This window comes from Caryophanon tenue, from assembly GCF_001700315.1.
Classification (GTDB): domain Bacteria; phylum Bacillota; class Bacilli; order Bacillales_A; family Planococcaceae; genus Caryophanon; species Caryophanon tenue.
In genome coordinates this window covers 12,965-39,860 of sequence record NZ_MASJ01000040.1, presented here as the reverse complement: position 1 = coordinate 39,860, position 26,896 = coordinate 12,965, and the positions used below count along the sequence as shown (strand labels likewise).

General features: G+C 41.2%; 27 protein-coding genes. 10 read left to right on the top strand and 17 right to left on the bottom strand.

What is annotated here, in order from left to right:
- A partial coding sequence (locus A6M13_RS15085) for a transposase (protein WP_141680978.1) occupies positions 1-397 on the top strand: 397 nt, incomplete at its 5' end.
- A gap of 104 nt (positions 398-501) precedes the next feature.
- Here A6M13_RS15085 and A6M13_RS15080 read toward each other — a convergent pair.
- The 9 genes from A6M13_RS15080 to A6M13_RS15040 all read right to left on the bottom strand — a co-directional run bounded on the left by A6M13_RS15080 (position 502) and on the right by A6M13_RS15040 (position 7,961).
- Entirely contained in the window at positions 502-834 is a 333-nt protein-coding gene (locus A6M13_RS15080; RefSeq protein ID WP_066548393.1) for a thioredoxin family protein, read from the bottom strand.
- Between the two features lie 87 nt (positions 835-921).
- Complete coding sequence (locus A6M13_RS15075; protein WP_066548391.1) at positions 922-1,866, bottom strand: GGDEF domain-containing protein; 945 nt, start codon at positions 1,864-1,866, stop codon at positions 922-924.
- Complete coding sequence (locus tag A6M13_RS15070) at positions 1,823-2,263, bottom strand: hypothetical protein (protein ID WP_066548389.1); 441 nt, start codon at positions 2,261-2,263, stop codon at positions 1,823-1,825. The genes A6M13_RS15075 and A6M13_RS15070 overlap by 44 nt, the downstream gene beginning before the upstream one ends.
- Complete coding sequence (locus tag A6M13_RS15065) at positions 2,257-3,051, bottom strand: GGDEF domain-containing protein (RefSeq protein ID WP_169817459.1); 795 nt, start codon at positions 3,049-3,051, stop codon at positions 2,257-2,259. The genes A6M13_RS15070 and A6M13_RS15065 overlap by 7 nt, the downstream gene beginning before the upstream one ends.
- Before the next feature lie 8 nt (positions 3,052-3,059).
- Positions 3,060-3,635: a hypothetical protein gene (locus tag A6M13_RS15060; RefSeq protein ID WP_066548384.1), complete on the bottom strand. Its 576-nt coding sequence runs from the start codon at positions 3,633-3,635 to the stop codon at positions 3,060-3,062.
- 183 nt (positions 3,636-3,818) lie between these two features.
- The gene (locus tag A6M13_RS15055; protein WP_066548404.1) at positions 3,819-4,427 is read right to left on the bottom strand and encodes a 3D domain-containing protein; all 609 of its coding nucleotides are present in this window, start codon (positions 4,425-4,427) and stop codon (positions 3,819-3,821) included.
- Positions 4,428-4,814: 387 nt separating this feature from the next.
- Positions 4,815-5,669: a DegV family protein gene (locus tag A6M13_RS15050; protein WP_066548375.1), complete on the bottom strand. Its 855-nt coding sequence runs from the start codon at positions 5,667-5,669 to the stop codon at positions 4,815-4,817.
- A 332-nt stretch (positions 5,670-6,001) separates the two neighbouring features.
- Positions 6,002-7,279, bottom strand: a complete 1,278-nt coding sequence (locus A6M13_RS15045) for an ABC transporter permease (protein ID WP_066548372.1) — start codon at positions 7,277-7,279, stop codon at positions 6,002-6,004.
- Positions 7,269-7,961: an ABC transporter ATP-binding protein gene (locus A6M13_RS15040; protein ID WP_066548369.1), complete on the bottom strand. Its 693-nt coding sequence runs from the start codon at positions 7,959-7,961 to the stop codon at positions 7,269-7,271. Before A6M13_RS15040 ends, A6M13_RS15045 begins: the two co-directional genes overlap by 11 nt.
- Before the next feature lie 170 nt (positions 7,962-8,131).
- Here A6M13_RS15040 and A6M13_RS15035 point away from each other — a divergent pair, with 170 nt between their 5' ends.
- Positions 8,132-8,461: a hypothetical protein gene (locus A6M13_RS15035; protein ID WP_066548367.1), complete on the top strand. Its 330-nt coding sequence runs from the start codon at positions 8,132-8,134 to the stop codon at positions 8,459-8,461.
- A gap of 68 nt (positions 8,462-8,529) precedes the next feature.
- Here the strand turns inward: A6M13_RS15035 and A6M13_RS15030 are convergent, their stop codons facing one another.
- Together A6M13_RS15030 and A6M13_RS15025 are read right to left on the bottom strand one after the other, a co-directional pair.
- The gene (locus A6M13_RS15030) at positions 8,530-9,495 is read right to left on the bottom strand and encodes a S66 family peptidase (RefSeq protein WP_066548365.1); all 966 of its coding nucleotides are present in this window, start codon (positions 9,493-9,495) and stop codon (positions 8,530-8,532) included.
- On the bottom strand, positions 9,464-10,216 hold the full coding sequence (locus tag A6M13_RS15025) for an HAD hydrolase family protein (protein WP_066548362.1): 753 nt from the start codon (positions 10,214-10,216) through the stop codon (positions 9,464-9,466). Before A6M13_RS15025 ends, A6M13_RS15030 begins: the two co-directional genes overlap by 32 nt.
- A 120-nt stretch (positions 10,217-10,336) precedes the next feature.
- On the opposite strand from A6M13_RS15025, the gene A6M13_RS15020 reads away from it, so the two are divergent.
- Entirely contained in the window at positions 10,337-10,642 is a 306-nt protein-coding gene (locus A6M13_RS15020) for a YnfA family protein (RefSeq protein WP_066548360.1), read from the top strand.
- Positions 10,643-10,721: 79 nt separating this feature from the next.
- On the top strand, positions 10,722-11,381 hold the full coding sequence (locus A6M13_RS15015; RefSeq protein WP_066548358.1) for a Crp/Fnr family transcriptional regulator: 660 nt from the start codon (positions 10,722-10,724) through the stop codon (positions 11,379-11,381).
- Between the two features lie 241 nt (positions 11,382-11,622).
- Here the strand turns inward: A6M13_RS15015 and A6M13_RS15010 are convergent, their stop codons facing one another.
- The 3 genes from A6M13_RS15010 to A6M13_RS15000 all read right to left on the bottom strand — a co-directional run bounded on the left by A6M13_RS15010 (position 11,623) and on the right by A6M13_RS15000 (position 16,135).
- Positions 11,623-12,510, bottom strand: coding sequence for an SDR family oxidoreductase (locus tag A6M13_RS15010; RefSeq protein WP_066548356.1), 888 nt, complete (start codon positions 12,508-12,510; stop codon positions 11,623-11,625).
- A gap of 236 nt (positions 12,511-12,746) precedes the next feature.
- On the bottom strand, positions 12,747-14,009 hold the full coding sequence (locus A6M13_RS15005) for an McrC family protein (protein ID WP_083998405.1): 1,263 nt from the start codon (positions 14,007-14,009) through the stop codon (positions 12,747-12,749).
- On the bottom strand, positions 14,006-16,135 hold the full coding sequence (locus tag A6M13_RS15000; protein WP_066548354.1) for an AAA family ATPase: 2,130 nt from the start codon (positions 16,133-16,135) through the stop codon (positions 14,006-14,008). Before A6M13_RS15000 ends, A6M13_RS15005 begins: the two co-directional genes overlap by 4 nt.
- 209 nt (positions 16,136-16,344) lie before the next feature.
- Here A6M13_RS15000 and A6M13_RS14995 point away from each other — a divergent pair, with 209 nt between their 5' ends.
- The 3 genes from A6M13_RS14995 to A6M13_RS14985 all read left to right on the top strand — a co-directional run bounded on the left by A6M13_RS14995 (position 16,345) and on the right by A6M13_RS14985 (position 20,175).
- Positions 16,345-16,887 carry an ECF transporter S component gene (locus tag A6M13_RS14995; RefSeq protein ID WP_066548353.1) on the top strand — a complete coding sequence of 181 codons (543 nt, stop codon included), beginning with the start codon at positions 16,345-16,347 and terminating at the stop codon, positions 16,885-16,887.
- 84 nt (positions 16,888-16,971) lie between these two features.
- Positions 16,972-19,248, top strand: coding sequence for an AAA family ATPase (locus A6M13_RS14990; protein ID WP_066548352.1), 2,277 nt, complete (start codon positions 16,972-16,974; stop codon positions 19,246-19,248).
- Positions 19,249-19,299: 51 nt separating this feature from the next.
- Positions 19,300-20,175 carry a DMT family transporter gene (locus tag A6M13_RS14985; protein WP_066548351.1) on the top strand — a complete coding sequence of 292 codons (876 nt, stop codon included), beginning with the start codon at positions 19,300-19,302 and terminating at the stop codon, positions 20,173-20,175.
- 80 nt (positions 20,176-20,255) lie between these two features.
- Here A6M13_RS14985 and A6M13_RS14980 read toward each other — a convergent pair whose 3' ends face one another.
- The gene (locus A6M13_RS14980; protein WP_066548349.1) at positions 20,256-21,962 is read right to left on the bottom strand and encodes an ABC transporter ATP-binding protein; all 1,707 of its coding nucleotides are present in this window, start codon (positions 21,960-21,962) and stop codon (positions 20,256-20,258) included.
- Positions 21,963-22,181: 219 nt separating this feature from the next.
- Between A6M13_RS14980 and A6M13_RS14975 the strand changes: the two genes are divergently transcribed.
- Positions 22,182-22,547: a hypothetical protein gene (locus A6M13_RS14975; protein WP_342669479.1), complete on the top strand. Its 366-nt coding sequence runs from the start codon at positions 22,182-22,184 to the stop codon at positions 22,545-22,547.
- A 131-nt stretch (positions 22,548-22,678) separates the two neighbouring features.
- On the opposite strand, the gene A6M13_RS14970 is transcribed toward A6M13_RS14975, so the two are convergent.
- Together A6M13_RS14970 and A6M13_RS14960 are read right to left on the bottom strand one after the other, a co-directional pair.
- Complete coding sequence (locus A6M13_RS14970; RefSeq protein ID WP_066548347.1) at positions 22,679-23,536, bottom strand: helix-turn-helix domain-containing protein; 858 nt, start codon at positions 23,534-23,536, stop codon at positions 22,679-22,681.
- A 610-nt stretch (positions 23,537-24,146) separates the two neighbouring features.
- Positions 24,147-25,091 carry a VOC family protein gene (locus A6M13_RS14960; RefSeq protein WP_066548340.1) on the bottom strand — a complete coding sequence of 315 codons (945 nt, stop codon included), beginning with the start codon at positions 25,089-25,091 and terminating at the stop codon, positions 24,147-24,149.
- A gap of 36 nt (positions 25,092-25,127) precedes the next feature.
- Between A6M13_RS14960 and A6M13_RS14955 the strand changes: the two genes are divergently transcribed.
- Entirely contained in the window at positions 25,128-25,709 is a 582-nt protein-coding gene (locus A6M13_RS14955) for an alpha/beta hydrolase (protein WP_066548334.1), read from the top strand.
- A gap of 201 nt (positions 25,710-25,910) precedes the next feature.
- Positions 25,911-26,819, top strand: coding sequence for a LysR family transcriptional regulator (locus A6M13_RS14950; protein ID WP_066548330.1), 909 nt, complete (start codon positions 25,911-25,913; stop codon positions 26,817-26,819).
- The last annotated feature ends 77 nt before the right edge of the window (positions 26,820-26,896 follow it).

Here is a 26,896-nt window from a genome sequence, read left to right as displayed (position 1 = left end):
GTATACGTGTCCAAACGGAAAGAACATGCGCTTTCAATCAATTGACCGTGAACAGTTCACACGTGAATTCAAGGTCTATCATTGCGAAGATTGTTCAGGATGCCCCTTACGCTCACAATGTACGACGGCACAAGAGGGTACAAACCGAAAGATGTTGGTGAACACACGATGGGAAAAGAAAAAAGAATATGTACGACACAAGCTTTCAGAACCAGAAACAGCTGCCATCTACCGTCAGCGTAAAATAGACGTAGAGCCCGTTTTTGGATTTTTGAAGGCTATTTTAGGGTTCACACGTTTTTCTGTTCGAGGAAAACCGAAGGTGAAAAATGAAATCGGCTTGGCGTTGATGGCCGTGAATTTACGAAAATATCGCTTACGAGCGGTCAGTGAATGACCGCTCGCTATAAATATAGACAAAATCGACGAAAAAGGGAGATTGCCTAGGCAATCCCCCTTTTTCGTCGAGACTAGAAATACTTATGTCCCAGTCTCTTTTTATTAGTCAAGTGTCGCTAAGTACTGTTCTAATACATCTTTTAATTGTTCGTATGGTAATGCGCCAACAAGTGGCTCTGACATGCTATTACCAATGACTAAACGTGAGTGCGGAATGCCTTGTACTTCGAAAATTGCTGCAAGCTCTGGTGATTCGTCTGAGTTTACTTTCACAATTTGAATTTTATCTTGTAAATCTTCGTCAATTTCGTTTAACACATTCGCAAACATTTGACATGGACCACACCACGGTGCCCAGAAGTTTAAGAAAATCGGTTTTCCTTTTTGTGCTTCTTCCACTAATTGTTGTTCTGTTTTTACGTGTAAAATCGCCATGCATAAGCTCCTTTAAATGCGTGTTCACGCGGAACACTTTGTTCTATTACTATATACCCTCTCCGGTATTTAGTAAACTATTTTGTCTTACGCGATAACGTAGCGTCCGCGTCCTTGGCGTTTTGCTTCATATAATGCGGCATCCGCGCGCACAAAAATGTCTGAAAACGTTTCATGTGGCATGCTTTCCACAATGCCCATACTAATCGAAATACAAAGGTGTGGCGCTTCTTCTACAAACTGTCCTTGCACCGCTTGAAATAAGGTAATCAAATCTGTCGCCCGTCGCTTCGTCACAATCACAAACTCATCACCACCGTAGCGTGCTAAAAAAGAATCGGGAGGCATCACGGCTTCTAACGTTGTCGCGATGATACGTAATACGGTATCGCCCATTACATGACCATATGTATCATTTAAGCGCTTAAAACGATCACAGTCAAACACCGCTACACTCACCGCTCCTTCTGCGACAAAGCGCGCACCTTGCTGTTCCAAGTAATGACGTGTATAACTACCGGTCAATGTATCTTTATGAATGAGTGCCGTTAAGCTATCCGTTTTCGTTGCCATTTCCGCTTCGAGCTTTTGTGAGAGGCATGTTTCTAAATATATACTATATTGCTGTAATGCCTCAAGATGTAGCACTGCTTCTCGTTCTGCAACGTCGACCCACTGCTCGTATATATGACGTACATGCTGTTCAGGTACATCGACTTGCTGTAAATACGCTATATATTGCGTATATTGCTGACATGCCGCCTCTACTTGCCCGGTCCGTACATAATAGGCAATAATCGTCTCTTCATAATAACTACGTGTTCGGCGATATTCTGCCGGCAGTAACGGTAGTAAATGAGCAATGATATCACGTAGACGCATCACTGCTTGTTCATCGTTTATTTCAATTGCGATAGCCATTTGTAAAATATGCCATTCTACATACTCGAGTATTTCAACATCCGCCGTTTGTAAATACGCCATGACTTCATGTGTTAACGCTGTCGCTTCTTCTAACTGTGCAAGCTTCATATAGCATTGTTACAGCCATTTTACAATTCGATGTATAAAAGGACTGCGCGTCGTTCGTTTTTGCAGAAGTAGCCGCACGTAAAAAATACGGTAATGCCGCTTCGTATTCGTGCTGAATATAATACTGCGCACCAATGAGCGGCTCATAATGTTCACTCACTGGTGTTATGCGGTAACGGCTACACAAAGACTCATATAAATTCGCCATCGTAAAACTTTCTTCATAACGCCCTTCATTATAATGAATCGTCGCGATATGCGCGTAACACTCGACGTATTGTGCGTATTGCTGCGCTTGTTCAAATGCAGGAAGTAATATTTCGAGTAATTCATATGCTTCTGTCATACGTCCTTGCAGCAACGCTTGTTTCGCAGTGAGTAGTTGTTCGTTTAACATATGGATGTCTCCTCTACATGTAATACACCGCGTGTTTCCTTTGCTTTGTAAAGCGCTTCGTCCGCTGCGGCAAATAATTCTTCATACGATGTATGTTGACGAACGGCAACGCCCATACTAATCGACAACTGGATCGTAATGTCCCCGTATGTCCATGTTGTTTGTTGAAGTGCATTAAAAACAGTCCGGTAGCGCAACGAGTTTCCGTGGCATACAAAGACAAATTCATCGCCACCGTAACGCGCAATAAATTGTATACCGACTGTACAGTGTGACTGTGCCACTTCGCCAAGATATACGAGTAGCGCATCTCCAACTGCATGACCATACGTATCATTTAACTGTTTAAATTTATCTACATCAAAAATCGCCATCGTCACGCGGTCGCCTTGCGCTAAATATGTCGTTGCTTCCTTTTCTAAAAAACGACGGTTGTATACATCTGTTAGCGTATCATGCGTCGCAATGTATTGAAGCTCTTGCTGCTTCCGTTTTGCGAGCTCTTGCTCCGTGTTTAACGCAAGCTGTCCTTTTAACGATGTAATATAAAACTGATGTGCTGCCACGAGAAATGCCAGATTGCCACTTTCAACAGCACATGCTTTATATTTTTCGACAACAAGACACATTAATGGTGCGATTGGTGTAAGTATTGGTAATATGCGTAAGCCTTCTTCATAAATATCATCATAACGCTGCTGTTGACGCCACATTTCCATTTGCAATATAAAAAAATTACCATGCCCACGAATATAGTTAGGGTCTTGTAATAACGGTTCATGACGCATATAGTCCATTAACTGTGTTGCAAGCGCGAGCTGTTTTTTTGTAGTGCAATATACGCATACTGGCTATAAAACTCAACACGATTGACGTTCATCGATGGCACAAACGGTAAAAAAGGTTCAATCGTTTTGACAACGACTAATGCTTCGTCAAATTGGTTATCGTTTGTCAATTGCATCGCATATAGTTTGGCATTCGCAAAATATAATAGTAACAACTCTTCCGTTTTTTCTTCCATGTACTGTGTCTGTGCATGCGTCATGGCTGCTTTGCGGTAAAAAAAGCATTGCTCCTTATCACCAAGCGCTGCATACTGTGTTGCAAGTAGTGGGTAATAGTAAGCACAGGCAATGGCTAACCCAAAATCCGCGCATAGACGTTCATAATCATTGGTCATTTCATACGCACGTTTTATATTGCCCACATTATAATAGCTATATGCTAAATTGACGTAGCATTTCATTACTTTGTCATATGCTCCGACTGCGACACATTCCTCATAAAGCGTTGGCAATATATCCATCGCTTTTGCGGGCGTATGCGCGATTAACTGACGTGCCTCTTCATATCGTTCATTGACATCCATAACAGTCCCTCACCTTCACGACGAAATTTTTTTGGATGTACATGTGTATGTGTATCGTACCATATTTCTTCAACGCTGTTGACACAATGCGGTGAAGCATACAGGCAATAAAAAAACCAAAAGGAAAAATTGCTAGTAGCAATACTTCCTTTTGGTTTTCGTGCTGACGTCGTCAACAACTATTTATTGATATACTTTAATCGTCACTGTACGACGACCCCAGTTTTTGGCTTTTGCTGTTGTTGGTAAAAATACATCAATTTTATTTCCTTTAATTGCGCCGCCTGTATCGCCGGCAATTGCTTCCCCGTATCCTTCAACCCACACTTTTGAACCAAGTGGGATAACACGTGGGTCAACCGCAATCACTTTCATGTTTGGGTTTTTCTTTAAGTTAATGCCTGTTGCTGTGACACCTGAACAACCACGGCAATACGCTGTGTACGCTGTTGACGTTACACGAATTGTTTTATATGCGCGTTCTTCTTTAACAGCTGGCTTTGTTGTTTGTTGCTGCGCCATATTTTCTGCAACTTGTGCTGTTGCTGAAGTTGCTGTCGATTTTGACGTTGTTTCTTTTGCAGTTGGTACAACTAATTGTTGACCAGCTTGAATTGTATTTGATTTTAAGTTATTTGTCGTTTTTAATTTTGCTACCGTAATGCCGTGCTTTTGTGCGATTTTAAATAAAGAATCGCCCTCTGTGACTGTATATGTAGCCGCTTCTGTTGGTGCAGCAAATAAAGCAAACGCTAAAAATGTTGTCCCTAAGAAAGCAAATAGTTTTTTGATTGGCATGAATTCCCTCCGTTATAGTTCGTTCAGTATTTCATCCATGTACCTATCTTACTATCTTTATATTTCAGCTATGTAACAAATAGAAGAAAGAAATGTTACAGAAACATTACCACCACACGAACAAACATTCTTTTTATATTATTTTGTAACACTCCTGTAATAAAAATCACGAAAAATAGGCTGTATTCGCCATTTTTATTCTTAATTAGCCAAATAAAAGAAATTATTTTTAATAACTACTGTGCATTTTAGTACAGAAGCATGTGATAAAAGGCGTGAAAAATGGATATTTTACCCGCTATACAGTTCTTTTTATCCAGGACTGTCATATTGATGACAAAAAAACACTGAGCGATGCTATTTCGCTCAGTGTTTGCTTCTTTATGCGTTACGAACCCATGTTAAGCCAATTGTTCCTTCACCAGCATGGACACCTACTGCTGCTGAAAGAGGCAATGTAATAAAGTTTGTGTTCGGATATTGTGCTTGCAATTCCTGCTTCCACATTTGGGCTGCAGTTTCATCATTACAGTTAATAATCGCAGCTTCATCTACGCCCGCTTGTTTTACGTCCGCTTCAAATAGCTCGATAATTTCTTTACGCGCGCGTTTATCTGCACGTACTTTTTTTTCAACGAAACATGTACCTTCTTTATCATATGAAATAACAAGCTTAATGTTTAATAAGTTACTAATAAACATCGCTGTGCCTGATACGCGGCCACTTTTGTGTAATTGCGTTAAGCTCGCTGGAATAAATGATAAAGATGAGCGGTCACGCAATGCGTTGACACCCGCTATAATTTGCTCTGGCGTTGCACCTTGTTTGTGCAAATCCATCGCATGCTCAAGCATACGTTGCATTGGATATGAGCCGATACGTCCGTCAATTGCATATGTCGTAAAGCCAGCTTGCTCTGCCGCCATTGGAGCAGATGCCACTGTACCTGATTGTTGGCCTGATACGTGAATCGCAATCGCGTAATCATAGCCTTCTGCTTTTAAGCGCTCATATAATGCGACGTGCTCGCCAAAGTTTGGCTGTGATGTTTTTGGTTGTGTTGCTGATTTACGTAATTTATCGTAAAACTCGTCATGTGTCATATCAACTGTTTCTTTAAATGAACCTTCTTCAAATACCATTACTAGCGGTAATACATGTATATTGTGCTGCGCAATAAATGCTGGGGATAACAAGGCAGCTGTATCTGTTATCCATGCTACTTTTTTCGTCACTCAAAATTCTCCTTCATGCTCGTTTGCTTCTCAGAAAAGCTTATAGAATTCTCGTTTATTCAAGAAGTGACAAATGTCATATTGACTATAATTTATTACATGTCTGACATGATTTCGACACGTTTTATGAAAGCGGTTACGCCATTCTTTTAGTTCGTTTTCCATACGAAAAAATTTTGGCGTGTAATGTACATAATCCATCACATAATGTACAAATTTTTTTCGTATCGAAATACGTGCTGTCTAGTGTTTTTTCGCACGTCACAAAAAAGACTTGGACAAAACAAAGTGTTACGAGAAATATCGATATTTCTCGTAACACTTTTCGGCTTTTATAATTCTTGACGAAGTGCCTGAATAACTTCAATATTTGTCGATTTACGCGCTGGACGCCATCCTGAAATCATCGCAACGCCCAAACTAATCGCACTTGCTACAAGCACTAAGCTTAGTGGAATGGCTGAGAACGTAAAGTTTGTTAAGCCGTCACTGCCTTCTCCTAAAGATGTGGCTAAAATCATTGGAAGTATCGCGTTGACCCCGATACTAATTGTATAAGAAATAATAATCGCTAATACGGTACCAATAATGCCGATAAATGCGCTCTCCATTAAAAATAGACGCTGAATTAATGACGGTGATGCACCAATTGCTTTTAAGACGCCAATTTCACGCGTACGCTCTGTCACTGCCATTGTCATCGTGTTGAAAATACCAATTGATGAAATTAAGACCGCAATTGTACCGATGAAAATGAGACCAGCTTTGAAAATAAAGAAGAAGATTTCCACTTCTTTTAATTCCTCGACTACTGAATATACTTGATACCCTTGTTCTTTTAATGCATCAAGTGTTGGTATCACATATTCTAATGTATCGACAAAGATCGTGGTTGACGGTGACAAGTCCAACATCGGTAAATCTGCTTGAAGTGCATCTATAAATTGAACTTGGTTATCAATATACCAATCATAGCCTGGCTTTTCTAAAATCCCCACGACCGTAAAACGCTTCGTTTCGTTCGTATTAACCGTCACGGGAATCGTTATGTCGACTTGTTTGCCTAAAATATCGCCCTTATAGCCTTCATCTGCACCATCATACCACGTGCCGTTTTTTTCAGCTTCACGCGATTTACGTTCAATTTCACGCGCATCGGCATCGTTAATTAACGTTTGTGCAAAATGATACCCCACAACAATCTCATTCGTAGCTTCTGGTAAACGTCCTTCTGCTAAATTCGATGGTAATTGCTGTTGCGCCTCCATATCGACAAGCATCGACTGTGTCGTTGTCGTGCGGTCTTCAAACGCTACCTCAACCGGTCCGACTAGCTCTGACTTCGTTTGAATAACGTTGACATGCTCCATGTTTTCGATTTTCGTGCGGTCTGCGTCTGTTAACGCCTCGTCACCCCATAGTTGAATTTGCGTCACGGTTTCTTGCTGTAAAATTTCATCTTCCATTGTTTGCTGGACACCGAACCCAACCGATGCTAACACAATTAAAAAGGCACAGCCAATTGTGGCCGCTAAAATCGTCATCGTCACACGCAATTTATTTTTGCGCATATGACTTGTGACAAACTGTAATTGGTCTTTAAATCGCATGTTGTGCCTCCAGTAGTAAGCCATCACCCATACGCAATATACGATGCGCAATCGATGCTACCTCGTCATCATGGGTAATCATAATAAACGTAATATTACTTTCTTCATTCAATTGTTGAATAAACGTTAAAATTTCGCGTTCTGTTTGGCTATCCAAGCTCCCTGTTGGCTCATCGGCTAAAATGACGGGCGGGTCGGTAATCAGTGCGCGCGCAATCGCAACACGCTGCTGTTGTCCACCTGATAATTCATTTGGATAATGCTCTGCCACTTCGGTCAAGCCAACACGCGCAAGCATATCTTGTACTTTTTTCTTACGTACGACTGGGCTTTCCCCGCGCAATTTTAACGGCAATTCAATATTTTCAGCGACATTTTGTCCAGGTAGTAGCTGGAAATTTTGAAAAATAAAGCCGAAGTTTTTCAATCGAAAAGCAGCACGTTCTTTTTCACTAAGCTGTGCAATATTTTGATGTTTCATATGTACAGCCCCGGCATTCGGCTGTAAAAACCCTGCAATAATTTGTAATAATGTAGATTTCCCTGAACCACTTTTGCCGACAATGGCGACGATTTCGCCTTCCTTCACGCTGAAATCAATCCCCTTTAGTACATGAACTTCCTTTTCTTGCCCTCGTTTGCCAATACGAAAGGCATGTTGTAATTGTTGTACGTCAATCATAAAAACATCCTCTCCTTACTTCTTACATTCATTGTACCGAGCAGTTCTTAACAGCAAGTGTATATAATTCTGAAGAAAGTCTTAAGAAAGCATGTAGTTTTTCTTAATGATGTTTACATTTTTGCTATTTGGGCATAATGTAAGTAGCAACACGAAAAGGGGATGACATCATGAAAAAACAACTATTAGCGATTGGTTTAGGGACATTATTAGCAGCGGGCGCGGTTGGCTTTACAATTAGCGAAACGCCACCAACAAAAGTCGCCGCAACAAATATCGAACAAACAGAGACACCACCTGCAACGCTTTCGATAAAGGATGCTTTTTTCACAACCCTTCAAGCTGAAGGCGTTACGGGTATCATCGAAAACTTTTCGGTGGAAAACATTGAAGCCGCATATAACCAAATGTCTGATGAGGAATGGATGGATTATGCGAACAGCTTAACGACAGATGAATGGGTGCAAATCGATACGTATATGTACGGCGAGCAACCTTGATAGATATATAAATTGAAAAAAAGAAATATCCTTCAGCAGTTGTCGTTGCTGAAGGATATTTTTTGATATTAAAACTCGATAAACGTCAGCATACGTGACGCGGTATCCATTCGTGCTCTCCCACCAATTGGCAATGTCAGAAGCGGCTGGGTATGCCCAATATCGACATTATACATGACTGGAATATCGGCAAGCTGTGGATGCTTTTGCAAAATAAAATGTAGTAGCTCCTCCGTCATGCCACTTTTTCGTTGGAAGCGCCCAATCATAAGTCCACGAATCGGTCCAATCGCCTGTAATAGCGATGTTAAATCGCGCGCAAATGTTTCGGGTATCGATAATTCATCATCTTCCACAAATAAAATGCAGTCAGAAATGTTTGGCATATACGGTGTACCTTGCAGTAAATTTAGCGTACATAAATTACCACCAAATACACGCCCTTCTGCTACACCTTCTGTATACACGTGCCACTGCCCTTCATAATACGTACGTGGGGCATTTTCGATATACCATTCATCGTCGCTCCACTGCGGAGAAGCAGTGAGTGAAAATGGTTCAGCTTGCATCATCATTTGCATAAAGGCATCTTGCTGATACGTATGTAAGCCGCGTAATTGGAAGCTTGAAAAGTGAGGCCCAATATAGGTCATTAAGCCACTTTTAGCCGTAATCGCATGGGCAAGCGCTGTAATATCACTATATCCACATAATATTTTCGGATGCTGCCTTAGTAGTTCATAATCAATATACGGCAGTAGTTCATTGCTGTTAAAGCCCCCAATTACCGTTAAAATCGCTTTCACATTCGGGTCGCGAAATGCTTCATGTAAGTCGTCAATTCGCGCGTCAATCGAACTCGATTGCTGCATATCACAGTCAAAAATATGTTTTCCAAATGTTACATGTAGTCCAAGCTCCTGTAGTGACGCGGTCGCCAGTGCAATACCGTCCGTTGATAAAATTGCAGCGCTACGACTTGGCGCAATTACGCGCACTTCGTCACCGCGCTGTAGTTTGTACATCGCTTCCATCATACTCCTCCTTTAGCTGGTGTAATACTTGTGCCACGTCATGTACATCAATGCGCTTCGTTGCCAATGTGCCGACTGCGTGGTTGCCAACACAAACACTCACCTGTGCGTGACGAAACAAACTTTCATCATTGGCATCGTTGCCAAACACAATAAATGGCTCATCGTAAAAGCGCTTTAGCATATCATATTTGGTCGTACGCTGTGGGCTAATATCGACGATTCGCTCGGCATGATGGGTATATACCGTCACAGGTAACGACGATAACGCATCTAAAAAGGCAGTAGGCGGCTCAAACACAACGAGCTTACATAATGGCTGAAGCACGTCTAACGATTGCTCCGCTCCGTCACCTTTATGAATTTTCGCATAAATCGCGTGCTTTTTGTCTCCTGTATACGCATATGCCCACTGCCCATCCGCTAAATATGCAGTATTGTGACGCTTCAGTAATACGCATAATGTATTGCGCGTTGTCTCGTCAAATGCTACCGTCTCAACGATATCATCCTGTTGATAAAATGCACCATTGCCGCCAATCCACGCACAATGCTGAAGTGAGCGTGGAATAACTGGTGCGATATCACGTAACGGGCGCGCAGATGCAAATACAACGGTATGCCCCGCTTCGATTAACGCTTCAAGCGCCTCGACAATGGCTTTTTCAATCTTCTGCCCATCAAAACAAATTGTACCATCTATATCCAACACAAATCGCATCTTTTCTCCTCCCTTTGCAGTAGTATATAAAGAGATACCGTTTCCGAACAGGACAACGGTCTTCTCACAATCTATTTTTTAAATGTGCATGAAAGGATGAGGTAAGATGATAAAAGCAGCATGTTTATACTAGCAGGGCTGGCTGAAATTGGGGGTGGCTATTTAATTTGGCAGTGGCTACGTGAAGAGAAATCCATTTATTTCGGCTTATTTGGTGGTATCGCACTTATTCTGTACGGCATTATCGCCACGTGGCAAGTATTCCCGTCATTTGGGCGTGTGTATGCCGCATACGGTGGTGTATTTATTGTTCTTTCACTACTTTGGGGCTGGGGCATCGATAAACAAATGCCTGATATGTACGACATCATTGGCGCATGTATTTGTCTTGTCGGTGTCGCGATTATAGTTATGCCACGCGTGTAGCACCCCACAATCAGAACACAACATGCTACAATGAGAATACGACTACATAAAGCATTTTTAGAAAGGTGTTGTGATACAGTTGACACACACTTCCCTTGAACAATTTTCAACGATTTACGGCTGTACATTATCGCCAAATGTGGCGTTACAACAGCGCGTATACGAAGCTGGTGCTGTCATTACCGAAGTAGGGTCAATGATAGATGGCTTCTATTTTTTACTGAGTGGCACGTATTATGTGACAAGCCCTGAAGCAAATGGAAAAGCGCTGTTACTACGCCGCTGTACAACGCCTGCGATTATCGGGGACGTTGAATTATTTCAAGAGTGCCCCGTGCAAGCACAATGCGAAGCGATTACACGCTGTACATTTTTATTTATACCGACTGCGTACTATACATCAACGCTGCGCTTTCAAGCACCGTTTACCGAGCTATTATTACGCGAGCTAGCGTTTAAATTAAAAACATGCACAACGTTATCACGCGTCAATGCGCTATCATCTGTAAGCGTCAAACTGGCTGCGTATTTATGTACGATTCATACTGAGCAACAGGCGTATTTAATTGTCGAGCAACCACAACACATAGCCGACTTAATCGGTACAACGACTCGTCATGTCAACCGCATTTTAAAGCGCTGGGAAGATGACGGCATTTTACAGCGTACCCAAGACCATATTCATATTACACAGCTCGATACGCTACAAGACCTCTCACACGGGGTTCGGTATGTGTAACAAATAAAGCTGTGCACCGCGTCTAAATGACTGGATGCACAGCTTTGATGTTATAGGCGATGTTGCAATTTGATTCCCTTCAAAGCGATAGGAATAAACATTCTTTTTTGGAAAGTTCAAAGATGAGTAAAGCGTGTAAGAATTTATTAAATTGAATTTGGGAGCGTGATTACAATGAATAAAAAATTAGTAAATATATTTATAAAATGGGAAAGCAAATTAAATGATGACGAGTGGTATTTTATAAATCAATCGCACTGCCACCTGTAACACCGTAAATTTGCCCTGTCGTATAACTCGCGTCGTCTGAGGCAAGTAACACATACACTGGCGCTAGCTCTACTGGCTGTCCCGCTCGACCAAGTGGCGCGTTTTGTCCAAATTTCGGGATATTGCCGTCAAGCTGGCCATTGTCAAGCTGAAGCGGCGTCCAAATCGGTCCAGGTGCTACACCGTTAATTCGCACGCCCGACTTCGCAAAATATGGTGCTAAGTTGACGATAAAATTGCTGATTGCTCCTTTTGTCGCCGCATAGTCGAGTAAAAACGTTGACGGATTAAATGACTGTACAGATGTTGTCGCAATAATCGCACTGCCTGGCTGTAAATAAGGCTCGGCTGCTTTTACACTTTCAAACATACTAATAATATTTACTTGGAATGTATCTTGCACTTGCTTGATTGATAAATCGCTTAACGTTGGCTGCGCGATTTGCTGTGCGGCATTTAATACTAGAATATCGAGCGCGCCAAACGCTTCCACTGTTTTCGTCACGATGTCCGTTGCTGCACCTTCATCACGTAAATCATATGGCAATAACAATGCTTGTTGGCCCGCTTCCTCAATCAGCGCTTTTACTTCCTCAGCATCTTGTTCTTCCCCTGGGAAATACTGAATAGCAACATTCGCGCCTTCTCGAGCATATGCAATTGCTGCTGCGCGACCAATACCTGAATCCCCACCCGTTACGAGTGCATGACGGCCTGTTAAACGGCCATATCCTTTATAAGACGTTTCTCCACAATCCGGCTGTGGTGTCATTTGCTGTTGTAAAGCAGGCGTTGATTGCTCCTGCTCTGGAAATTCCTTCGTATAAAACTTCTTTCGTGGGTCATGTAAAGCACACACATGTACCAGCTCCTTTACGATGAATTGTTATTCAAAAATAAAGTGTACGGTCACTGTTTACCCGACCGCCCAAATGCTAAACAGGACACGTATTTTATAAAAAAGTCTTTATTCTTAAGAATAGGTGAAATTAAGCAAATATACAGGTGTATAGGCACGTATAAATAGGGTGTCCTCTCATTCAATGCACTAAAAAGCATGTAAACTATTATTGAAAATCGCATCGTTTGACCGATTTAGTAAGATTGCTTCAACACAACAGGTGCATTTTCCAAAATATCGAGAAATTGCACATAGACAATAACACCATCATCACTTATAAATTGAATAGAATCTGCAACGTCAAACCCTTCAACAAGCGGGTAGATGACATATACAGCTTCTGCGTTATATTTTTTTGCATATGCATACATTTGATACATGTCTGCTTGTGCGATTTGATGCTGCTTTGATGTCGTTTTCGATAATAGTTTCCATTTGGCATCCATGACAATGGTGCGCGTACCTTTCGTTAAGACAATATCTGGTCTTAATGCAAAGCTTCGTTCAAACAAATAATAACGATTATCCTGTAAATTAATATGCCAGCCCGTTCGCCGTGCCTCTTGTTGCACTAAATGACCAACATAACTTTCAAATAGCTTCTCCATTGGAAACAATAATGCTGGTGCATCGTGTTGTCCTTGGAAAGCACTGAAGCTTTGTTGCTGTAAAAAAACATTTGCCCAAGATAATGCCAATTCATAGTGCTTCATATCACGTTGTAAAGACACATCATTGAAATCTTGCTTAATCTTTCGACTATGTGGTACATGGTCAAAATGACGTAGTAATAGGCGTAATTGTTTTACATGCTCATTACTACTAGAATGTTTGATTAAATAATGTAGCGTTGTTTTAATTAACCGATTCTCTGGGCGGTTGGCATTGTACTCATCATACTGTACAAAAAAGCGCTCTTGATGAACAAAATTTTTCTGTAGATGTTTCGAGAAATTAATTTTCCCCTTCATCACATATAAATTGTCTTCTACTTCGTTATACGTACATTTAAGACCATGCTTTACTAACCGCTGGATGATTTCTATATAGGCATGAATAAACACCTCAAAAATCGGCAAATTATCGATGTGCAACGTACTATTGTAAAACATTTTGTAAGAAAACGTATGAAGTGTACGTAACATATGTAAAAAGGCTTTTCGTGCATCTACCGTAGAGGCACGATGAATTTTAGGTAAAATTTCAAGTTGGACATCGTCACTAATTTGCAATACCCCCACATAACTTTTAACACGAATCATTTTCCCTACTCCTCGTCGTGAACTAAGCGTTAAAAAGTCATGAATACCCGCATCCTCTGAGGTTTCACGTGCTTCAATAAACTGTTCGATTTGACGAAATATTGCTGCTTCAATGTAGTGATAGCCGTATTGCTGAGACGCTTGAGCATGATTACTTAACACCGCATGTTCTGTAACGGTAATCAGTCGTTTCATTCGTAAATACCTCGATAACTCGCCTCATTCCTATAGGCTGTTCGATTAATAATGTATGTAAAACGCGGCACATCGAATGCTGTTTTAAAAACATTTTTTATGGGCACTTGCTGAATAAATGATTCATGCGATGCCTTCGCATCATCCGCTAAAATAAGCGCAATTTTTTCAAAATCATCATAAAAGTACTCTTGAAGTAGAGGCATAATTTGCTGTTCAAAAATCCGTGCTAAATGCGCTAATGTTGGTTCTTCTATTAATGGTGTAAAATAAGCATGGCCAATCATGTGCTCGCGGTCATATAATACTTCAATCCGTTCATTTATTACGCGCAACATTTCTCCGACATTAATATTGCCTACACATACATTTGCCAAAACATCCGGTGACGGCATCAGTTCAATAAATTGGAAGCGGCGACGTAATGCGGTGTCTAAAAGAGCAATCGAACGGTCTGCTGTGTTCATTGTTCCAATAATATAGACATTATTCGGCACACTAAACATCTCTTTTGAATAGGGTAAAACGATACGTATCTCCTCACGTGCTCCTTCGCGTTTCGTCGGCTCAATTAATGTAATGAGTTCACCTAAAATTTTAGAAATATTTCCTCGATTAATTTCATCAATAATAAAGACATAATTTTCATCGGTCTCACGAACAACTTTGGTGCTATTATCAGTACTGTACTTGTCAATTAATTCTTTCACATGGCTAAATGAAATACGTGTCAGTTCGTAAATTGTTTGAAGTGTTAAATTTACAGAACCATTCAGTTCATAGATACGCTCATAAATATCTGTTGCAACCCATTTCACATAACGAACGTGCGGATATTCTTCTCCTGGTGTTTCATCACGAAATGCCTCACTTGTAATAATCCCTATCGCATCAATGTGCTTATTATTAGCCAGTGAAAAAACGATGTCGCCTTGTGCCATTTCTTCAAAAAAATAATGCAGTGAATTATTCATATATCCTTCTTCTTTTGCTACGTCAATAACCTCTTTTGGCCAGCCAATACGAATTTCTGACTCACGAAAGCAATATTGCTTCAATTCATTGTGACCACTGCCACCGAGTGATATTTTCCAAATACGTGCATGTTGCGCAAGCTCTTGTCCATCTGCCATTACTTTCACTGATTTCGAGTCTTCACAAAACTGTTTAAACACGCCAGACTCTACTTTGTAAGAAATACTTTGCTGGCCCTCTTTCACTTGCGGTTTAATTCCTTCTATAAACTCTTCATAGCCGTATGATTGATGGAATGTTGTAAATTGAATTTGCGCAGCGTCTTGATATGCTTGATAACGCGACAATACTTGCTCATAAGGTTGCTGTTCCAACTGTTCAACCGTTGTTTTTTCGATAATGGCTACCGCATATAGTACCGTATGATATGTTTTCCCCGTTCCAGGTGGGCCGTATAAAATTAAATTTTTAGGATACATTGCTTGTTCTTCCTTTCGCTTTTCTGAACTTTTTTGTACATTCCGTGTCGCACCTTCAAAACTACCTAGTTTATATAACGTATTAAAAGCTTGCTTGAGTTGTTTTATAATTTCTGTACTTGATAACGCCTCAAATTGTTCTGGCATATAGCTTAACTCGTAGGTAATCAATATTTTCTCTATTTTTTCCTGTATTGCCGGTTGCTTCAAATCAAGCTGTGAGCGAATCCGTGCGCGTTCACCGATATACTGTGCGTAATAACAATAATGTGCATCCATTGTTATTTTCGCATGCATGGCTGCTTCAAGCTCTGGCGAAGTCCACCATTTTTCCGTGATATCCATCGCTATATAGAGTATGATTTTTTGATGACGTTTTTCAGCCGTTAGAAAACATTCAAATCCGGTGTTGTGATTTTGCATACGTACCCAGATGTTGCTCCCTATACTATTTCGTTGAATAGGTTTAGGTGTTGTAAAGTAGGTTACCTCGTATGCCTCAGCCAAGAAGTACGCCAGCTGTTGTAATGTTTTACACGCGCGCTCGCCACTTTCCACTGCCAACGAAAGTTGCCCTTTTTGCTGACGCTCACCTGCATAACTATGTAAATGCTCCATCACTTGTACAATATTCAGTGTGGATGGATCTTGGTCGTTCTTCAATCTATGCATAAATAAACTCCTTTTGTAATCTTTGCTTTATTTTATTGTACCTCATTTCAATTTAATTACACCCTAAAATTCTAATATTTACCTTATAAATGAACTTTTAGACCTTACCTAAAAACCTGACCTTTACAAATAATCAAAAATTGATCCTTTTAAACAGTTCAATTTCTCGTTATAGTAGCTCTATTCTATTAACAAGGAGCTGTTTTAGTTTGACAACATTTCAATCTACACGTTCAAAGCAAACAACAACAACACTCGATTTAATTCAAACAGCTATGATGATTGGGCTCGTTTTTAGTGCTACAGCCTTTTTATCGATTAAGCTACCAATTGCCGCAAATGGCGGGCTTGTCCATTTAGGTTCGGCGATGTTATTTATCGTTGCCATTTTATTTGGGCCGAAAAAAGGCGCGTTGGCTGGCGCAATTGGTATGGGTTTATTTGATGTACTCGGTGGTTGGTTATTATGGTCACCGATAACGCTTGTGGCACGTGGCTTACAAGGCTATATTATTGGTAAAATAGCACACGGAGCTAGTCGTCGTGGGCGTCATACTGGCTGGAATATTGTCGGCATGCTTGTGTCAATTCCGGTCATGCTTGTTGTGTATTACATAGGCGAAGGTATTTTATATGGGCTTTGGCTTGCACCACTCGCGTCGATTCCAGGCAATATTGTGCAAAACTTCCTTGGTGTCGCGATTGCGATTCCTGTTTGTCTTGCACTACGTAATGTTCGCTATTTCCGCTAACCCCCTGCATGGATTTTTAACGCTGCGTTTTGAAAATATGCTATGCTAACACTACAAAACGCATCGCATAAAGGAGGAGCGTATATGAAGATTTCGCTCAAGCAGGGGACGATTTTAGTATGCGTTGGCACATCGAGCAGCGGTAAAACGACGCGGCTACAAGCACTGCTCGAGCAGCACGAGCTAACTGCAGCTCACATTGTCAGTGCCGATGCTTGCCGACTACTCGTTGCTGGTACAACAGCTGAACAAACACTTGTTGCGCCGGATCATGCTCATATTCAAGCGGAACGCTATCATCAAATTTCACACGCCGCATTTCGCCTAATGCATACACTTATTGAAACACGCGCATCGTTAAACGAAACAACGATTGTTGATGCGACCCATTTACACGCACAACACCGCAAAAAAATCATAGCGATTGCAAAGCGGTTTCATGTGCCAATTGAAGCGCTCTACTTTGACGTACCGCTTCAAACATTATATGAACGCGATGCTACACGCGCTATCCCGCGTGGCAAAGCACGACTGTCCGCACAATGGGAGCAGCTACAATTACAGCGACCGTTACTTGCAAAAGAAGGCTTCGGTGCGGTACATGTATTAACAGATGACACATTGCATATAACGATTGAACCTCCGCGCAACCGTATTGCACTTGGCAACGGGCTTGATATCATTGGCGATATTCACGGCTGCTATGACGAATTCATTGCACTCATTACAAAGCTGGGCTATCAACAGCACGACGGCTTATACACACACCCGAAAGGACGCAAACTTGTGTCCGTTGGCGATATTATGAGCCGTGGCCCGCACTCCATTCGTACGATGCAATTTTGGCATAAGCATATTGAAGCCGGGCTTGCGTATATGACCGACAGTAATCATGGCTATAAAATTGCGCGCTGGCTTTCAGGGAATGCGGTGAAACTACATCACGGCGATGAATGCGTGGAAGCGGAATTTGTGCGCTATGAACAGCAGCACGGCGCGAAACAAACTGCTGCGCTAAAGCAACAGCTTGCGCTGATGCTTCACGACGCGCCGTCTCATTATATAGTGGAACAATCCGGTCTACCGGTAGCGGTTGTGACTCACGCAGGCATTTATGATCGCTTTATCGGTAAACAGTCAAAGCGCATTGCGGATTTTTGCCGTTACGGCGATGTTCAAGGGGAAGATGAACGCGGAAAGCCGATTCGCGGTGCGTGGTATGAACAGCATGCAACGCTCCCGCTTATTATTTGGGGACATGAGCCGAAACTACAACCTTTTTACGCACAAAACACCGTCAATATTGACCAAGGTGTTGTGTTTGGCGGACAGTTAACCGCCTTTTGCTTACCGGAAAAAACGACAGTGTGTGTTGCGGCATATAAAAATTATGCCGGGACAGATGATAATCCAATTATCGAGGCAAAAGAGGCACGACGAACGCTTGCAGACGATGCGTATTTTCATGACACGCGCACCATTACGAATACACTTGCACCGATTGCACCGGTTGATGGCACAGCAATGTTTCATGCACATGAACAATTGCGCCACGCACCAACAAAGCAATTATTTGTCGCACCGCATGTTTGCGAGCCACCGAGACATCCAGACAAGCATGCGACAATTAGCGATGCACTACGGTATTATGAAAAGCACGGCGTGTCATCATTTGTTGCTATTCCGTATGAAACGAAGCGACGCGTGACACTGTTTTTGGCAAAAGATACGCATATCGCCAAGCATATCGTTTACGAGGAAACACTCGGCTTTCTGACAAAGCGAAGCGGTGAAGTACTGCAAGCGGACGATGCTATTCAACAATTGCATGCGGAACTTGTTGCTAAACAGTATTTCACGAATTTTCAAACAGACTTTGTCGTCATTGATGCATATATACATGAAGAAATGCCACTACGCATGACCATCGTGCATATTTTAGCCCACAGCGGACATGTGCATATTGATAAGCCTCATACATGGCACATCGATATGGCACAGTTTTTAGCAACAAATAGCCGTTACTTTACTGCGCCCGATGCGTATTTCTTCTCATCATCCGATGATGTACAAGATGTTGAAAATTGGTTAGCGACGCATCACGCAACGAAGCAAGGCGTTGTCATTAAACCACTTCAAATCGTGACCCAAAAGCGTCAAAAAGTATTGCACTACGCACTGCGTATTCCGTTTGCTACACATGCACAGACGAATGAGTCATTCCCGATGCGGATTGCCCTTGAACAATTTTTACTCGGTATCGAAGGGTTGCAACGCTTCGTGCAACACGAAGGCATCACCCGTGTGTACGAATGTGCGGTTGCCATTCACGCACTCGAACATATAGCGCAGTCCCATTAAGTACGAAGAGCCGTCAACAATAGACGGCTTTTTCACAGGAGGTTTTTTCATATGAACTACGGAGCCATGCTGAAGCTCACGATTTCAATGACGATTTTCGGCTCCATTGGCTTTTTCACTGCACATACAGGCGTCGATGCTGTCGAGCTTGTATTTGCGCGGTGTATTTGTGCGACCATCTTTTTAGGCGCACTTTGGCTACTGACGAAACAATATCAATCAGAGATATTCACCAAAAAGGAAGTACTGCGCGCGCTGTTATGTGGTGTGTTTTTAGTGCTCAACTGGGTGTTTTTATTTAAAGCATTTGAAGAAATGTCCATTACAGTAGCGATTTCCATTTATAATATTGCCCCGATTTTTGTATTACTCTTTGGTGCTGTGTTTTTACGTGAGCGCTTGTCTGTTGGCGCAGTGATTGCAACGGCTAGCTGTTTCCTCGGCAGTATCTTTATTGCCGGTATTCACCAGTTAGGCAGTATCGATGCCGTTTTAACGTCCGGTTTTGTGCCTGCCCTATTATCAGCCATTTTTTATGCGCTCACTATGCTAATGAGTAAAACTATTCATCAGCTGTCATCCTATGCCTTAACAGTATTACAAACGCTTGTCGGGATCGTAATGTTATTGCCATTTTGTGATTTCAGGGCCTTTGAAGGGCTCACAACAACAAACTGGCTCTTTATTTTAGGCACAGGCTTTTTACATACTGGCTTTGTATATTATTTATTTTTTGATAGTATTCGTAGCCTTTCTACGATTATTGTGTCAGTGCTCGTCTTCGTTGACCCGCTCGTTGCAATTTTACTCGATGTCGCACTGTTGGCATTCCGACCAGATATGTGGCAACTCGTAGGCATTGCCCTTATTTTTGGCGGGATTTTGTATACGGTGTACGAGCCATTGCGTCAACGTAGAGCTACGTAAGAGAAAAAACCCCATTCGACTTGAACACGGTCGAATGGGGTTTTGTTTTGTCTAATCTCTATTGCACGGCTTTCTTCTTGCTATAACGTTCCTTTTCGCCAAAGTTGCTGATAGTACGTGTGCGTAGCGAGAAGTTCTTCATGCGTACCTGCACCTGACAATTGTCCGTGCTCGAACATAAAAATTTGGTCCGCTTGCGTAATCGTCGATAGACGGTGCGCAATGACGATGGTTGTACGTTCCTTCATTAATTGCTGGAGGGCGAGCTGTACTTCACGCTCCGATTCATTATCTAAATTCGATGTCGCTTCATCGAGCAGTAAGATATGCGGATTACGTAAAATCGCACGCGCAATCGCAATACGTTGCTTTTGCCCACCCGACAATTTAATACCGCCTTCACCTACTTCAGTGTCAATGCCATGTTCTAGCTGTTCGACAAAGTCAGTCGCATATGCTAGGCGTAACGCTTCACGGACTTCTTCATCCGTTGCTTCTGATTTGCCGTAGCGCACATTATCGCGAATCGACCCATTCATCAGCGGCGCGTCCTGTGTCACATAACCAAACAACGCACGCCACTCACTCAGCTTATAGCGACGAATATCATGGTCTCCGTATGTAATTTCACCGCTCGTCGCATCGTAAAAACGCTCAATAAGTGAAAACATCGTCGTTTTGCCACCGCCACTACTACTCACAAAGGCGGTCGTTTGGAACGGCTGAATTGTAAAGTTCATCCCACGTAAAATAGGCGTATCCCCGTACTGAAAATGTACATCGCGGAACTGTAATGGCTGTGCGGTTACTGGAACAGCCATGTCCCCTTTTGGCTCAACTGGCTGTACAAGCATTTGCTGAATACGTTCCGTCGCACCTAATGCCTTTTGTAGTGCCGTGAAGAATGTTGCCATTTGTGTGAACGGAATAATAATTTGGACTAAATAAATCATAATCGCAACGAGCGCGCCAGCTGAAATGGCGCCCGATGCCACTTGTGCACCACCGTAGCCAAATAAGAGAATGAGCACAATCATCATAATGAGCGTCATAATCGGTGATAATATCGCCATGACTTTCGCTTCCTGTAACCCGAAACGATACAACCCTTCAATGCGCTTTACACCACGCTCATTTTCCATATGCTCACTTTGTGCGGATTTCACTAAGCGAATGTTGGCAAGCACACGCCCAAGATGTCCACTAAACTGCGCTAGCTCATCTTGATTGGCTAGCGCAATTTTATGCATACGTTGTCCAAGCGGCAATGTCGCAAAAATCGCCAGCGGTACCGCGATTAACATCAGTAGTGTCATCTTCCAGTCAATCCACAGTAAAATGATGACCGCTCCGACAATCGAGAAAATGCCCGAAATAAAGCTAACAAATTGGTCCGTTACTAATTCTTTGACAACGCTTGTATCTTGCGTAATACGGCTCATCGTCTCACCCGATTCATGCCCATCAAAATATGGCACACGTAATGCGAGCACATGTCGCCACACATATTTACGTAAGTTTGCGACAATGCGCTCACCCAATTTCCGCATTGTATAATACGCAAAACCACTTAAAAATGCCTGCACAATTAATACCGCGGCGACAATACCAATCATCGACCATGAAAAACCGACGTTTGCAAAACCATTAATCATATTCATCGTCAGCAGCGGAATCGCAAGCGCAGCTATCGTTTCAATCACGCTCAGTGCAAGCACAATCATCACTAAATTTTTCGGAATATTACTTTTTCGTAGTAGTTGCCATAACGGCTTCATTGATTGCATCCTTTTAGCTCCCCCTCATCTTTCTCATTGTATCATGTGGAAATGTTTTGTTGCCGCTAGGACGTAACACCTATTTTCAACTGTAGGCTACATGCGCTAAACCGTTGCGGCGACAAGCTTCGTTACACATGCTCAAACTTTTGAGCTAGTTTATATACGTATAAACAATGGGAATAGTTACAGCAGAATGCTAATTTATCAATAAAGGAGCGAACAACGATGACAAATTATAAACGACCACAAGAGGATGACCCAAAACGCTATAACGAAACCGAGGAAAATCCGTTAATGCCCCATAAAAAAGAAGTGGAACAGCCACTTCAAAAAGAAGAGCAACAACTAAACGACCGCAAATATATTGACCGTGAAGAATTACGTCAACACGATGCACTGACACCAGCACGCGATAAACCAGACTTAGTGGACTCAGACAATGCGAGCCTGTTTGATTTACACGAAGATATGCAGACGGTCGACCCACTTCCAGTTGAAGAGCTAAATGATGAAGTAAAAGACGAAAAACATAAAGAGCATACAAAAGATACATCCTCTAGCGAACGTAGACACGAAGCGGACGAGGATTAAGGGCTTACATGACTCCTACTCGATATGCTTTTTACATTTCTAGTGGCATTACGTTTTTTCCTTCTATTTAAACAGCAATCATTAAAACCCCCGCCATGCTAGACTGTAGCGTTGCGGGGGTATGTATTTCATTATGTAATCGGCATATGTAAACGCTCTAAAAAAACTTCATAGTTTTTACATATATTAGGTTCTAAAATCCGCATGACTGTCAAGCTATCTTCAATTAATTGCAGACCATTTTCACGTCCACTTTTATGTTCGGCTACTCCTTCTAAAAACATAATGCGCGTTTTTTCGAAAAAGTAATACGGACCGAGATATTGCTTTACAATGTCAATTAAATTTTTAGCGCGAGCATTATCGTCACCATTAATGAAAATGACAATGACATTTAAAAATAAATTCACAATGTTTTTTTGAAGCGCCGAACTTGCTTGTTGCGCAGACACCAGCTTATTAATTTCTTTACAAATTAATTCGATCGTGTGGAACGTTAATAAGTTTAACGTGTTACCAAATAAATAAATTTCATAATTAGACCACGTATTAATATTTAATAGCGCACTAGCAATATATTCTTTATCAGCTTCTTCTACTGGCATATCTGGATCTAAATCTTGTAAAAGCGATAATAAAATTAACGCATTTAGTTTGTAGTACGGACTTTTTGTTTCTTCAAATAACGCTAATTGCTCTAAACGGATTTCCTTTAGTCGTTCGGCATTCTGTTGTATGTAAAAATCTGAAACTTCGTTTAAAAACATATTGAAATCGCCGCTCGATTCACGTGATTTAAAAATAATTTCACCCACGTCCATATTTAAACGATCAGCTAGCGATAAAAAAGACCTAAGAGAAATATCTGTCTCACCTTTTTCAAATTTACTTAAACAAGACGTCGAAACAATGTCCTCACTTACTTGTTTGAGCGTATATCCTCTACTTTTTCGCATTTTCCTAAAAACTTGACCTATATTATAACTCATTTAAGCACCTCCTGAACAAAATTATCATATAAGAAAAAAGTATAATTTATTTTAACATATACTATATAATGTTGTTAATATCTTTCAAGTATGTTTATTAGGAAAAAAGGAGTGTTTAAAATGAGCAAAAATAACCTTATGAAAAATCTTTTAATTGGTGCTTTAGGCATTTTAGTAGTAATTGGTGCGGATTTCCGCGCGGCTAGCTTCTTCACAACAATGTAATTGCATTGTGGGGTAATGGCTTCTTTCAATAGCAAAGAACTTCGCGCCATAAAAAGTAGTTTGAGCACATGCTCAAGCTACTTTTTTCAAAAATATATACTTTGGAAAAGGAGTGTTATTTGTGAGCAATGTTTCTCGTGTATGTGCGTTTCCTGCGACACACCGATTGCAGCAGCTGGTGCCGACAAATTGGTATACATATAGCTTTCAAGGGCCGCGAAAAAAATTTGTGTTTCAGCCATGTCCAATTGATATACCTGTTTGGCTTGCTTTTCACGCTTTTCCACACTATACAAAACCTTCAATTGCGCCGTGTTAATTGTTGTAACTAAAAAGAGGCATAGTAGAAATCAATTCGTGATTTCTACTATGCCTCTTTATGTTTTTAGCGCAAGCGACTTTCAATAAAGCTACGGCGCTGTTCTAAAAATGGTGGTAAATACAATGGAATCGTATCGAAATCTGTTGTATCATATTTCACTTTTTCAAAATTTGTTTGTTCTGTCGCGACTTCAATTAATAAATTGTTCGGCTCGCGGTAATAAAGTGATTGGAAAAACTCACGATTTTTAATGCCTGAATAGCGGAAATTTTTCTCTAATACGCCCTCTTCAATTTCAAGCAACTCGCTATATGTTTTGGCATTTAGCGCGATATGCTGTACCGCACCGACCCCCATTTGCTCTAACGGACGATCACGGTCTTCATAGAGATGAATTTGCTGATTAAATAGCGCATTTTCTTTTGTTAGCACCGTAACGGTCATGCCATTTTCGTCAAATGACTCCACAACGTGTAAGCCAAATAGCTTTTCAAATGAACAGGCAGACGCCTGCGCATAACGAACACGGCAATGCATCGAATCAATCCCGATAATCGCATGCTCCTCTGGGATGTCCGCCGTCACATGCGGGAAACGTTCATCGTCTGTTGTTTTAATCGGCGTTAAACCAAGCTGTACACCATCTTGGTCTTCAAAGCGTAATATTTTTGTGCCGTAATAGTCTTCAATTTCACAATTAAATACATCATATGCTTGTAAACGTGCTTCCCAAAATGACAGTGATGCCTCTGATGGTACAGCAAAAACTGTACGCTCTAATGAATTCGTACCGAACGATTTTTTCGCACCGCTCTTCATTTCAAAAACGCTAAACTCTGTGCCTGGTCGTCCTGTTGTATCCCCGAAAAAGAGGTGATACATGTCCATATCGTCTTGGTTAACTGTTTTTAATAGAAAATCTAAGCCAAGTACTTTATGATAAAAGTCAAATGAAACTTTACTATCTCGGTTAATGACCGAAACATGGTGAATAATTGGATTTGTCATCGTACACTTTCTTACTAAGATTGGAGAGATAAATGTATGGACTATTTTAGCATAGATGGCACAAACAATGAATTATTTGTGCTCTTTCACGGAACCGGTGGCAATGAATATAGCCTGCTGCAAATAGCAGGAGACATCAATCCACATGCACACATTTTATCATTTATCGGAGACGTTGACAGCCACGCGTCACGTCGCTTTTTTGCGCCGCTTCAAACCGGACAATTGCAACGCGCTGATTTCAACAAGCGTGTCGATGCCTTTTTAGCGCAGTGGGCAGAAATGCCACCACATAACGGACCGATTACATTTATCGGCTATTCAAACGGCGCAAACTTTATTCTTGGGTTATTAGAAAAAGCACCCGCGATTGCAGCGCGCGTTATTTTAATGCATCCATCGAATTTACACTATACGTTTTCTACTGGTAGTGATGCACATATTTTCATAACAACAGGCGCGCGCGATACGCTTGCACCGGCTGGACAAGTTTTAGCACTAGAAAAGCAGCTACGCGCGCACTTCCCACACACAACACTACAATTATTAGACGGGGCGCATGAAGTGAGCGACGAAGAAATTACGTATTTACAACACGTCATTCAACCGCTTGTGTAATACATGCGTCGCTAGAAAAAACGCAAAAATAAGAGACTACGTCGCAGTATACCCATTTGCGATTTCATAATCAATTTCAACTAGACGAGACTTACCCTGGTGGAGCTATCGAAATTCCGTTTCGATAGCTCTTCCTCGGTTATTCTATATAGTAATTGAAGAATCTATTCTATTCATCACTATTAAGAAAAGAGTGTTTTTATGACTTTACAACAATTAAAATATGTCATTGAAGTAGCTAGAAACCGTTCTATTAGTAAGGCTGCACAAATTCTATTTATAAGTCAGCCGAGCCTGTCTAACGCATTAAAAGAGCTTGAGCAAGAGATTGGCATTCAAATTTTTATCCGCACAAGTAAAGGCATTTCTATCACACCAGAAGGTACTGAGTTTTTAGGTTACGCTCGACAAGTAGTAGAACAGGCTGAACTTCTTGAAACACGCTATGCAACCGTTCAACCTTCTCAGCAGCATTTTTCAGTGTCTTCACAGCATTATGCCTTTGTAGTAAGTGCATTTGTGCGCTTATTTAAAGAATATCATCAAGAGGAATATGAGTTTTCCTTACGCGAAACAAAAACGTATGAAATTATCGAAAACGTCAAAAATCTACAAAGTGAACTAGGCATTTTATATATCAACGATTTTAATGAACAAGTCATTCAAAAGTTTTTAAGGGAAGCCAATTTAGTATTCCACCCATTATTTGAAGCGAAGCCACATGTATTTATTCATTCTAAGCATCCTTTAGCACATAAAAAATCTGTCCTGTTAGATGACTTAAACCTTTATCCATATTTATCGTTCGAGCAAGGTGAATATAATTCCTTTTATTTTTCAGAAGAGATTTTAAGCACCCATTCACGCCCTAAAAACATTAAAGTTAGCGATCGTGCAACGCTATTCAATCTACTAATTGGTTTAAATGGTTATACCATTTCTACCGGTGTAATTAGTCAAGAACTGAATCAAAATATTCGTTCTATCCCTCTCGACGTAAATGAAACGATGACTGTTGGATATATTATCCATAAACATCTTACACCGAGTAAACTTGCCTCGGTCTATATCGATTATTTAAAAGAAACAATCCAATCAGAGCTATTATAAATTACCATGAATTTTTGTATAAGCTATAGCTTTTAACTATACCGTCACATACTTTTTACGTGTTACACCTTTGAATA